Origin of the sequence: Leptotrichia wadei (genome assembly GCF_007990545.2) — a bacterium.
Classification (GTDB): domain Bacteria; phylum Fusobacteriota; class Fusobacteriia; order Fusobacteriales; family Leptotrichiaceae; genus Leptotrichia; species Leptotrichia wadei.
The window spans coordinates 2,007,983-2,020,192 of sequence record NZ_AP019829.2 but is presented as its reverse complement, the minus strand read 5'-3'; the positions used below and the strand labels follow the sequence as shown (position 1 = coordinate 2,020,192).

The following is a 12,210-nucleotide window of genomic DNA, read 5'->3' as shown; positions in this document are numbered from 1 at the left end:
AGAATAAATATCAGGTTTAATCTGCTAAAAAGATTTACAATGTATTCGTTATTCAAATAGGGTTTAGTATCAATTAAATTATTTTTTAGATATTTTGATTAATAAATATTTTTTCATATTACTATGTTTTTTCTTTTTTATTTTCGTAGGATTGCTCATTGCGACAAATCCTACAACCTATGGCTAGTCTACGACATTTTTCTGCACTGAAAAAAAACTCGCTATGCTCAAACAGTTTTGCCAGCACAGAAAAATGCTTCGACGGGTTATTTATACTAGACTATGTTTGAAAAATGAAAAAAATATACATAAACTTATTTAAAATTAAACTACTAAAATTATACAAATTTTGTATTTTTAAAAATTTGTAGTATAATCTAACAATAGCAAGTTTTAAAAAGGAGATAAAAATGGAAATATACGGTATTGGGACAGATATTATTGAAATATCCCGAATTGAAAAGGCGATTAAGCAGACAAGCCTTTTTAAAAGAAAAGTTTATACAGAAAAGGAAATTGAGCATGTTGAGAAAAAGAAACATCCGTATTCTAGTTACGCGGGGAGATTTGCGGCAAAAGAGGCAGTTTCTAAGGCATTTGGGACTGGAGTGCATGGATTTTCGCTAAGTGATATTGAGATTTTGAATGATGAGCTTGGGAAGCCTTATGTGACACTTTATAATGTGATAAAGGAGAAGGCGCAAGGACTTACAATTCAGATTAGCATTTCACATAGCAGGGAATATGCAGTTAGTACGGTTATTATTTATAAAAAATAAAAAAATTTAAAATAAAAGGATAAAAATTGTAAAAAAGAAAGGTGTGAAAAAGTATGTTTTGGAGAAATGATTTTAGAGATGAAGTAGGAAAAAGCAAAGTTTTTACATTACTAATTATGATTTTGGGATTATTTTTTATAAATCAAATTAATTATTCTGTTGGAAATAGTCAAGTAAAGAAGATACAAATTGAGTATTTTGGGAGAAAAGATTGTAAGAATTGTGCTAATTTGGAAAAGTTTTTGAAGGAATTGTCGACTAAAAGGGATGATTTTGAGTATGTGGAGCATAAGATTGATGAGAGTAAGGAGGAAAAGGCTTTTTTTGATGAAACTGCGACAAAGTTGAAACTTGTAAAGGGAACTCCGATTATTTATGTTGATGAGCATATCATTCAAGGATTTAATACAGCAGAAACTACTGGAAAAGAAATTGAAGAGCTGATAGATTCTGGAAAAACTAAAGATAAGATTTTGAGTTTGAAGGAATATTTGGAAAGCGGGCAAGCTGGAAAGGGGAATGTGAGCAGTAATGGTGCGGTTTGTACTGGAGATAAAGTTTGTGAAATTCCAGGACTTACAAAAAGGGCTGAACGTCAGGTGCTTGTAAATATTCCAATTATTAATAAGACGATTGATTTGACAAATTATTCTTTATTGACAATGTCAATAGTTTTAGGAACAATTGATGGATTTAATCCTTGTGCTATGTGGGTTTTAGTTTTATTTTTGACAGCCTTGATTGCAGTTGGAAATAAAGTTAAGATGTTTAGGGTTGCTGGACTATTTATTTTAGCTGAAGCTGTTATGTATTTTTTGATTTTAAATGCATGGATTTATACTTGGGACTTTGTAGGATTGGATAAATGGGTAACTCCAATTGTCGGGATTGTCGGAATCGCTGGAGGAATTTTCTTTATTAAAAATTATTTGAAGAAAGGCGATACTTTAGAATGTGAAGTGACAGATTTTGAACAAAGAGCAAAAATTTCAAGAAAGGTAAAGGATATAGCCAATAAGCCGTTTACGCTGCTTACAGCGCTTGCAATAATTGGTTTGGCACTTTCTGTGAATGTAATAGAGTTTGCCTGTTCAATTGGAATCCCTCAGACATATACGAAAATTCTTCAAATAAATGAAGTTCCATTTTGGGCAAGACAGTTTTATACTTTTATTTATATAATTGGATATATGATAGATGACATAATAGTTTTCTGGTTTGCACTAATGAGTATTAATAAATTACAATTAACTACTAAATATTCAAAATGGGTAAATTTGTTTGGTGGAATTTTGATGATTATTTTGGGACTTATAATGCTGATTAAACCTAGTTTACTTATAATGTAACTTAAAATTAGGGAAATAAATAATTTAGTTTAAAAAATGAAAAAAATTTGTTATAATGTAAAAAGATAAATTTATAAAATAAAAAAATAAATTTTATAAAATATGGGAGATGGGAAAATGAAAAAAAACAATAGTAAAAAAATATTATTTATTGCTGGAATGATGATATTATCAGCGGTTGCATATGGAAAAGACGTATTTGCAAATTATGGAACAAATTTTGGAAAAGTTAGGTTATCACAACTTAGTTCTCCGAATATGGAAGATGTGAAAAGATTAGATTCCAGTACTTATGAATTGACAGGAAGTGGAGAATATAGAATTATGGAAGAAGGCGGAAGAAGACTTGTTGTTAATTTAAATAATGGAATATTAAATGGGAAATATGATGAATATTACGCAAATGGAAATAGATTTACATTGGGAAATTATATAAATGGGAAAAAAGAGGGAGAATGGACTGTTTATACTGAAAATGGGCAAGTCTGGAAAAAATATCAATACAAAAATGATCAGCTAGATGGGCGTTACACTTCATATTATGCCAAAACAGGTGCTCAAGAAACAGTTGGAAATTATGAAAATGGGAAAATGACAGGAACTTGGACTGAATATTATGAAAATGGTTCAAGAAAATCACAAGGAAATTACTCAGACGGGCAAAAAAATGGATTGTTTACCGAATGGAATATGAGCGGAGGTAAAAAATCCGAAATTGATTATGTAAATGATGAAATAAATGGGAAAATGAATGTTTATTATGAAAATGGAAGTCCTTTATATGAAGCAAATCTAAATGGGGAAACTGGGACTGTAAAGGGTTATTATACAAATGGAAGCCTTGGATTTGACGGAAGTTTCCGAGGTAGAAGAAGAACTGGAACTTGGACTTACTATGATAAGGCAGGAAATCCTAGAAAAGTAAGTTATTAATTTAGCAGATTTGTTTAAAGTTAAAGTTTTATGAAATGAATATTATGAATCAAGGAATTATAACTTTTTGTAAAAATAAAAAAATTAGATTATTGAATAATATTTAATATAAATGATTTATAAAATTGTAAAAGTAAAAATGATATTAATTAATTTTTATAGATTTTTACAAATGACAAAGAATGTAAAGGAGGGGGAAAGTTGTCTTATTCAGCAAATTTAAAAAGAGAAATCTTTAATTTGGAAAATTCTGATAAGGAGAGTGTTTATTCAGAACTTTTTGGGATTTTTATAGCAAAAAATGTGATTACAGAAAATGGAATTTATTTTAGTACGGAAAATGTGTCGCTTGCCAAAAGAATTTATTCAAATTTACGTGCAGTAACAGGTATTCCAATCCAGTTAAAATACGTTATTAGTAAACGGCTTGGAACACACAAGCTTTATGAAGTCATACTTTTTCCAACTCAGCATAACCAGCAGGAATACAAATCATTTTTAAAAAAAATATATTTTCACAAAAATTTTTCAGTTGTGGAGAATGAAAAACAGCTGGCTGGCATAATCAGGGGCTTTTTTCTTAGCTGTGGATATATAAAGTCTCCAGAAAAAGCCTATGCAATGGATTTTTTTGTAGATAGCGAGGATTCTGCCACTTACTTGTATTATTTGTTTAAGCAAATGGGGAAAAAGGTTTTTCAGACGGAGAAAAAAAATAAGAGCCTTGTTTATTTGAGAAATTCAGAGGATATTTTGGATATAATTTTTTTGATTGGCGGAATAAATTCATTTTTTGAATTTGAGGAAGTTACAATTAATAAGGAAATTCGGAATAAAATTAATAGAAACATGAATTGGGAAATTGCAAATGAAACGAAAAAATTGTCAGCTTCCGAAAAGCAAATTCACATAATAAAGGTAATTGACCAGAAATTGGGGCTTTCTGAATTGACAGATATATTAAGTGAAACGGCAAAATTACGTCTAGAAAATCAAGAAATGTCTTTGCAGGAATTGGCAGACTTAATGGAAATTTCCAAATCTGGAATAAAAAACCGATTTAGACGGCTGGAAACAATTTATAAAGGACTGGTAGAAAACTAATTAAGAAAGTTAAGCTGAGGAAAAATTAATGAAATTATTGTCGATTATATATGGATTTATCGTATTTTTACGAAATAAACTTTATGATTTGAATATTTTTAAAGAAAAAAAGGCTGATGGAGTGGAAATAATTTGCATTGGAAATATTGTGGCAGGCGGAACAGGGAAAACACCAGCCGTGCAGTATTTTGTGCAAAAATATTTAGAAAAGAATAAAAAAGTTGGAATTCTGAGTCGAGGCTACAAGGGAAAACGGGAAACTGATTTACTACTTGTACGAGATGAAAAAAAGATTTATGCCACTTCAAAGGAATCAGGAGATGAAGCCTATTTACATGCCTTAAATTTTCAAATTCCTGTCGTAGTCTGTAAAAATCGTTACGAAGGTGCAACTTTTTTAAAAGAAAAATGCGATGTGGAAACAATTATTATGGATGACGGCTTTCAGCATAGAAAACTGAAAAAAGATAAAAATATAATTCTAATTGACGCAACAAATCCTTTTGGAATGGATGATTATTTGCCAAAAGGACGATTGCGGGAATCACTTGACGCTTTGAAACGGGCTGATGAAATTATTATTACGAAAAGTAACTATGCTTCGGAAGAAGAAATTGCGAAAATTAAGGAAAGACTGGAAAAATATGGAAAGCCGATTTCTGTTGCCACTTTTGAGGAAAGTTATTTTTACAAATTAAATTTTGAAAATAAGAAAAAGTTTGGTAAAATGAATAATAAAAACAATATAAGAAATGAAAAATTTCCATTGGAAATTATTAAAAATAAAAATGTGCTGATTTTTTCTTCAATTGCTAATCCAGCCGTATTTTATCAAACAATAAAAAAATTGAATCCGAATAATATTGAAGAAATAAAATTTTCAGATCATCACGTTTATACAAATGAGGAAATTTTGGAAATAAAGAAAAAATCCAAAAACTACGATTATGTTTTGACAACAGAAAAGGATATTGTGAAAATTGATGAAAATATAGAAAATTTATTGATTTTGAAAATGGAATTTAAAATTGTTGAAAAATAAAGTGAATTTAAGATTTTTGTGAAATCAAAATTTTACAAATAAAAGTTATAAAAATCAAATATAAAAATATTGTAATTATTAGAAATTTTAGGCTTTTTACAAAGATTAGAAAATGAAGCAGGAGGGAGGAATTAAATTTTGACTGAAAATAAAAAGCTAGAAAGTAAAAATGTATTTTTAGATACAGAAAATTTTTCACAATTTATTCTGAAATATAAAAATAATTTTGAAAAACGAAAATATTTCCAGCTTGATAAAAATTTTAAAATAAATATAAAAGAGCCATCGTTTATACTAGAATTGGCATATATTTATTTTGATGAAAATAAGGAAAATGAAAATATAAAAAAAATTGTAAATGAACAGTTTTTGGAAACATTTAAGGAAAAAGGGAAAAAAATAGGAAGAATAAGCAAAATTAAAATGTCAAAATTGGTAGATGGATTTAGAAGAAGTATTTTTAATAGGAGTCAATTTTTGCAGTAAAATTAGGTAATGAACTGTTGTATCGAGATAAAAGTAAATTTTTTGAAATTTTATATAATTATTCTTTGATTTCAATGGATGTAAATAAATTTGTGAAAACTTTTTTTGCAGAAAAAATGATAGAAAAAATTAAAATTGAAAATAATTCGAAATTTAATGAAATTCATGATAAAATAGATGAGATAATAAAGAATATCTTAAATTATTTTACAAAATCTGATTTAACATTTTTAAATTTTGAAAATACGGAAAGCTTAAATTATTTTATGGAAAACCAAGTTGATGAACTTTATAAAAAAATTTATGTGGAGAACTTTGATAAAATTGTGGAAAAGTATAATATTCAAAATGTGAAGAAAATGAAATTTTATAAAAGTTATGATTTTCAAAATTTGAGTGAAAGTAAAAAAATATTGTATAAATATATTGAAAGTATTTAATTCTTTATAAATTAATTGTTATTAGTAAATATTTTTTTAATTAAAAAACAAAATAAAAATTTATAAAACAGTTTTATTAAATAAAATATATATAAATGTAAGAAAGGAAATAAAAGAACTATGTTAGAAATGAGATACATAAGGGAAAATGCTGATAAAATTAAGGAATATTTGAAAAATAGAAATAGTGACTTTGATTTGGATTCATTGTTAAAACTTGATGAAGACAGAAGAAATTTACTTCAAGAAGTTGAAATGCTGAAAAAGGAAAGAAATGAATCAAGTTCATTAATTGGAAAATATAAGCAAGAAGGAAAAGATCCTGCTGAATTGCTAGCCAGAATGCAAACTGTAAGTGCAAAAATTAAGGAATTGGATCAAAAAGTGGCTGAAATTGAAGAAAAACAAGTTCAACTTACCTATACAATTCCTAATAAATTACACGAGTCAACTCCAATTGGAAAAGATGAAGATGATAATGTCGAAATTAGAAAATGGGGAGCTCCAAGAGAATTTGATTTTGAGCCAAAATCTCACGATGAATTGGGAGTAAATTTAGGAATTTTAGATTTTGAAAGAGGTGCGAAACTTGGTGGTTCAAGATTTACAGTTTATAAAAATGCGGCTGCTAGATTGGAAAGAGCGTTAATTGCTTTTATGATTGATGTTCACACTCAAGAAGAAGATTTTGAAGAAATTTTCACACCACAGCTTGTAAAAAAAGAAATGATGGTTGGAACTGGACAACTTCCTAAATTTGCTGAAGATGCTTATAAAATCGAAGGGGAAGAAATGTATTTAATCCCAACAGCAGAAGTAACACTTACAAATTTACATAATGGAGAAATTTTAGATGAAGAAGAATTGCCTAAACATTACTGTGGATATACAGCTTGTTTTAGAAAAGAAGCTGGTTCAGGTGGACGTGATTTAAAAGGACTAATTCGTCAACATCAATTTAATAAAGTTGAAATGGTAAAAATTGTAAAACCTGAAACTTCTTATGATGAACTTGAATCAATGGTAAATAGTGCAGAAAAAATCTTGCAGAAATTGAATTTACCATATAGAGTGATTTCACTTTGCAGTGGAGATATAGGATTTAGTGCGGCAAAAACTTATGATTTGGAAGTTTGGGTGCCTAGTCAAAATAAATACAGAGAAATTTCATCTTGTTCAAATACAGAAGATTTCCAAGCTAGAAGAGCTATGATTAAATATCGTGATAAAGAAACTAAAAAAAGTCACTTTGTACACACATTAAATGGTTCAGGACTTGCAGTAGGAAGAACATTACTTGCAATTATGGAAAATTACCAACAAGATGATGGAAGTATTGTAATTCCTGAAGTTTTAGTACCTTACATGGGTGGAATGACAGTTATAAAATAACAAAAACTATAAATTAAATATCAAATTAATTTGATTTTTTCCTAAACTGTCAAAACTGCTCAAAAATTAAGCTCAATAATGCAAAAGTTAGAGTAAGGTTATTAAAATTAAACTTGGAAATTATAATTTATTAAAATACAAGTCTGTCTGATTTGAAGAAGTTTGATGTAAAAAATGAGTATATTTTAAAAACTTTGGGCAATTTTGAGTGACTTTGAAAGAATTTTGTTATTAAATAACTGAATGGAGAGGATATGGAAAAATTTATAAAATTTTTGATAATTGTAATAATTGTTGGAGGTTTAGCAGGATTTTTGGAAATTAGTGGATATTTGTACCATAATGAAATTTTAGCACATATGGCAGGCTATAAAACGCAAGGACTGGATATTTCACACCATCAGGAAAAGGTAAATTGGACTCGTGTAGATCCAAAATATAAATTTATTATTTTAAAGGCAACAGAGGGACAGAATTTTCTTGATACGGATTTTTTGTATAATTGGAATAATGCTAGATTAAATGGTTTTGTGGTTGGGGCATATCATTTTTTTACAATGACAAGCAGTGGAACAGCACAAGCAGATTTTTATATAAGTAAAGTTTCAGCTTCTGATAAAACATTACCGCCAATTATTGACTTGGAAATATCTACAAAGAAATATAAAAAAAAGGATGTAGTAAAAAATTTAGAGGAAATGGTCGATAAACTTGAAGAACATTATAAGAAAAGAGTAATTTTTTATGTAAATTACAACACTTATAATGCCTATATAAAAAATGAATTTCCTAAAAATAAAATATGGATTACAGACTATAAATATTTTCCTAAAATAAAAGAAGATAACAGGTGGATAATCTGGCAAGTTTCAAAACGTGGAAGAATTGACGGGATTCCAGGATTTACAGATAAAAATGTACTTAGAAAGGGAATGACTGTAGAAGATTTAATAGAACAAAATAAAATAAATTGATAATTTTATAATTATTTTTTGTTTTCTATTGATTTTTATACAAAAATTTGGTAACATATAATTAAAGAAGTTAATCTAATTAATAAATATTAGGAGGCGTAATAATGAAATATCATTACAAAGATTTAGGATTAGTAAACACTAAAGAAATGTTTGCTAAAGCAAACAAAGAAGGGTATGCAGTACCTGCGTTTAACTTTAACAACATGGAACAATTGCAAGGAATTATTGAAGCATGTGTTGAAGAAGGTTCGCCAGTAATTCTTCAAGTATCAACAGGTGCAAGAAAATACATTGGTAAAGAAATGTTACCTTGGATTGCAAAAGCTGCAACAGCTTATGTAGAAGCTTCTGGATCAGACATTCCAGTAGCATTACACTTGGATCATGGTCCAAATTTTGCTGAAGCAAAAGATTGTGTTGAATATGGATTCTCATCAGTAATGTATGATGGTTCTCACCACCCTTACGATGAAAACGTAGCAGAAGCAAGACAAGTTGCTGATTTCGCTCACCAACACGATGTTACAGTTGAAGCTGAATTAGGAGTTTTAGCTGGAATCGAAGATGATGTAAAAGCAGCTGAACACATTTACACTCAACCTGAAGAAGTTGAAGATTTCGTATCTAAAACTGGTGTTGATTCATTAGCAATCGCAATCGGAACTTCTCACGGAGCTCACAAATTTAAACCAGGTGAAGATCCTAAATTAAGATTAGATATCTTAGCTGAAATTGAAAAAAGAATTCCAGGATTCCCAATCGTATTACACGGTTCTTCAGCAGTGCCACATCAATTTGTTGAAATGATCAACCAATATGGTGGAGATATTGCAGATGCAATTGGTATCCCTGATTCAGAATTAAGAAAAGCCGCTAAATCAGCAGTAGCTAAAATTAACGTAGATACTGATGGAAGATTAGCCTTCACAGCAGGAATCAGAGAAGTATTCGCTAAAAAGCCAGGAGAATTTGACCCTAGAAAATATTTAGGACCTGCAAAAGACTACATAAAAGAATACTATAAAGATAAAATTAGAAATGTATTTGGATCAAATGGAGCTTACAAAGCTGGAGCTGCAAGATAATAAAATATAAAACAAAAAGTTAAATTTGGACTTATCTCAAGTTTATTTCAAAATTTGAGATATTTCCTTTACTTTAAAACAATGTAAAAGAATTTTGTTTAAAAAGGTGAAAATTTTTTTTTTCATCTTTTTTTGTGAAAAAAAAATAATTATTAATTAATGAATTTAGAATAAAATTTATACTAGATTTTGTTAAAAAATATGATAAAATAAAAATTTAAAATTAATATATTTATTTAGAAACTGTATAGTTAAAGTTTAGAAAAATGTTTTGAAGTAAAAAAATATCGATATTTGTTAGATAAAAAAAGTTATTGAACAATATTTAAAGAGTAAAATGATATTTCAGTAAATTGCCAAGAATAAATAAAAATTAATATATATGTGAAACAAAATTAGGAGGAAAAATGGATAAACAAAGTACAACAAAATATATTTTTGTTACAGGTGGAGTTGTTTCATCGCTTGGAAAAGGGATTGTGGCTTCTTCATTAGGAAGACTATTAAAGGAGCGGGGATATAAAGTTACAATCCAAAAATTTGATCCATATATAAATGTGGATCCAGGAACTATGAGTCCTTATCAGCATGGAGAAGTTTTTGTTACAGAAGATGGAGCAGAAACTGATTTGGATTTGGGGCATTATGAAAGATTTATCAATGAAAATCTGACAAAATATAATAATTTGACAACAGGAAAAATTATGTCAAAAATTATTGCAAAAGAACGTCGTGGAGAGTTTCTAGGTGGAACAGTACAAACAGTACCTCACGTGACAGATGAAATTAAGTATAATGTTATAAAAGCAGCTGAAGAAAATAATTCTGACATTGTAATTACTGAAATTGGTGGAACTATTGGAGATATAGAAAGCGATCCGTTTATTGAAGCAATTCGTCAATTAAAGAGAGAAGTTGGAAGAGAAAATATCGCTTATATTCACGTAACATTGTTACCATATTTAAAAGCAGCAGGAGAATTAAAGACAAAACCTACACAACATAGTGTAAAAATGCTTCAAGGGCTTGGAATCTCGCCTGATGTAATTGTAGTGAGAAGTGAACATCCTGTTGATGAGAATATTAAGAAAAAAATTTCACTTTTCTGTGATATTGATGAAGAAGCAGTTATTGAATCATTAGATGCAGAAAGTCTTTACGAAATACCATTAACTATGGAAAAATTAGGACTTGCAGATGTAATTTGTAAACATTTTAAAATAAAAAATAAAAAACCGCTATTAATTGAATGGACTAAAATGGTGGAAAAATTCAAAAATCCTAAAAAACTTATAAAAGTAGCAGTTGTTGGAAAATATATTGAATTAAAGGATGCCTATATAAGTATTCATGAATCAATAGAACATGCTGGATTTAATCTTGATACAAAAGTTGAAATTGATTATTTCAAGGCTGGAGAATTTGATGTGAGAAAATTGGCAGATTATGATGGAATTCTAGTACCAGGAGGATTTGGTGATAGGGGAATTGATGGAAAAGTTGAGGCAATTAAATTTGCAAGAGAAAATAATATTCCATTTTTTGGAATTTGTCTTGGAATGCAAATGGCTTGTGTGGAATTTGCAAGAAACGTGCTTGGTTATAAAGATGCTACTTCTACAGAATTTGATAAGGACACAGATTATCCAGTTATCAGTCTTATGGAAGAGCAAAAAGGGCTTAAAGATATGGGAGGAACAATGCGTCTAGGAGCATATCCTTGTGTATTGAAGGAAGATAGCTTAGCTGCAGAAGTTTATGGAAAAACTGAAATTGCTGAAAGACATAGACATAGATATGAATTTAATAATGCCTACAGAGAAGAATTTGAAAAAGCAGGAATGGACATTGTAGGATTATCTCCAGATGGAAATTATGTAGAAGTAATCGAAATAAAGGATCACCCATATTTCATAGCTTCACAATACCATCCAGAATTTAAGAGCCGTCCAAACCGTCCTCATCCATTATTTACAGGATGGATAAAAGCGGCATTGAAAAAACAAAGTGAAAAATAAGAAATTGAGATATGGTAACAAGGGGATAAAGAGCCCCTTGTTTTATAAAAAAATGGCAAATTAAAAAACTTGCCATCTTTTAGTTAATAAGTTTAAATTAATTATTTTCTCTGTAGTAATCCCATTCGTCAACTTTTGTACCGTTATTAAATCTACATACCCCTCTTTCATTTCCATTTTTATCTTTTTCAGTAACAGATTTTCCACCTTTATCAACACAGAATTTTGAAGCTGGATTTGGCATTCCAATTACTGCTGCTTCAGTATTTCTTGGGGTATTATGTTGTCTATAGTATTCCCATTCTTCTACAGCTGTGCCATCTTTTAACATACAAATACCATAGTTACCTTTACTACTTTTTACAGTAACAGATTTTCCACCTTTATCAACACAAAATTGTGAAGCTGAATTTGCTGATGCTTTTGTAGGTGCTGGAACTGTTGCAGCTGGTTTATTATTATCATCATTATTTTTCTTTTTAAAGAATCTAAAGCTTGCTGACATTCCAGAAATAGACATAATGACCATCATTGCACTTACTGTAATTTTTAAATTTTTCATTTTTATATCTCCTTTTTACTCTTATTGCTTTATTTATACCACA

General features: G+C 29.0%; 12 protein-coding genes. 11 read left to right on the top strand and 1 reads right to left on the bottom strand.

All coding sequences use genetic code 11. From position 1 onward, the window contains the following. Window positions 1-410 precede the first annotated feature (410 nt). The 11 genes from acpS (at window position 411) to FVE73_RS09170 (ending at window position 11,605) form a co-directional block, all read left to right on the top strand. Window positions 411-779, top strand: coding sequence for a holo-ACP synthase (gene acpS / locus FVE73_RS09215; protein WP_018498312.1), 369 nt, complete (start codon window positions 411-413; stop codon window positions 777-779). A 53-nt stretch (window positions 780-832) separates the two neighbouring features. Further along, window positions 833-2,128 (top strand): glutaredoxin, encoded by a 1,296-nt coding sequence (locus tag FVE73_RS09210; RefSeq protein WP_018498311.1) that lies wholly within the window; start codon window positions 833-835, stop codon window positions 2,126-2,128. A 117-nt stretch (window positions 2,129-2,245) separates the two neighbouring features. After that, window positions 2,246-3,061: a toxin-antitoxin system YwqK family antitoxin gene (locus tag FVE73_RS09205; RefSeq protein WP_018498310.1), complete on the top strand. Its 816-nt coding sequence runs from the start codon at window positions 2,246-2,248 to the stop codon at window positions 3,059-3,061. A 201-nt stretch (window positions 3,062-3,262) separates the two neighbouring features. Beyond that, the gene (gene whiA / locus FVE73_RS09200; RefSeq protein WP_018498309.1) at window positions 3,263-4,165 is read left to right on the top strand and encodes a DNA-binding protein WhiA; all 903 of its coding nucleotides are present in this window, start codon (window positions 3,263-3,265) and stop codon (window positions 4,163-4,165) included. A gap of 28 nt (window positions 4,166-4,193) precedes the next feature. Beyond that, window positions 4,194-5,207 carry a tetraacyldisaccharide 4'-kinase gene (gene lpxK / locus FVE73_RS09195; protein WP_018498308.1) on the top strand — a complete coding sequence of 338 codons (1,014 nt, stop codon included), beginning with the start codon at window positions 4,194-4,196 and terminating at the stop codon, window positions 5,205-5,207. A 138-nt stretch (window positions 5,208-5,345) separates the two neighbouring features. Beyond that, window positions 5,346-5,693, top strand: a complete 348-nt coding sequence (locus FVE73_RS10980) for a hypothetical protein (RefSeq protein ID WP_232058509.1) — start codon at window positions 5,346-5,348, stop codon at window positions 5,691-5,693. Between the two features lie 116 nt (window positions 5,694-5,809). Further along, window positions 5,810-6,133: a hypothetical protein gene (locus FVE73_RS10975; RefSeq protein WP_232058508.1), complete on the top strand. Its 324-nt coding sequence runs from the start codon at window positions 5,810-5,812 to the stop codon at window positions 6,131-6,133. A gap of 120 nt (window positions 6,134-6,253) precedes the next feature. Beyond that, a complete protein-coding gene (gene serS, locus FVE73_RS09185) occupies window positions 6,254-7,525 on the top strand; it encodes a serine--tRNA ligase (protein ID WP_018498306.1) in 1,272 nt (423 codons plus the stop codon). Window positions 7,526-7,779: 254 nt separating this feature from the next. Beyond that, complete coding sequence (locus tag FVE73_RS09180) at window positions 7,780-8,499, top strand: GH25 family lysozyme (RefSeq protein ID WP_018498305.1); 720 nt, start codon at window positions 7,780-7,782, stop codon at window positions 8,497-8,499. A gap of 104 nt (window positions 8,500-8,603) precedes the next feature. Next, window positions 8,604-9,587 carry a class II fructose-bisphosphate aldolase gene (locus FVE73_RS09175; protein WP_018498304.1) on the top strand — a complete coding sequence of 328 codons (984 nt, stop codon included), beginning with the start codon at window positions 8,604-8,606 and terminating at the stop codon, window positions 9,585-9,587. Between the two features lie 407 nt (window positions 9,588-9,994). Beyond that, complete coding sequence (locus FVE73_RS09170; protein ID WP_018498303.1) at window positions 9,995-11,605, top strand: CTP synthase; 1,611 nt, start codon at window positions 9,995-9,997, stop codon at window positions 11,603-11,605. A 97-nt stretch (window positions 11,606-11,702) separates the two neighbouring features. Here the strand turns inward: FVE73_RS09170 and FVE73_RS09165 are convergent, their stop codons facing one another. Further along, window positions 11,703-12,167 (bottom strand): putative hemolysin, encoded by a 465-nt coding sequence (locus tag FVE73_RS09165; protein ID WP_018498302.1) that lies wholly within the window; start codon window positions 12,165-12,167, stop codon window positions 11,703-11,705. Between the last annotated feature and the right edge of the window lie 43 nt (window positions 12,168-12,210).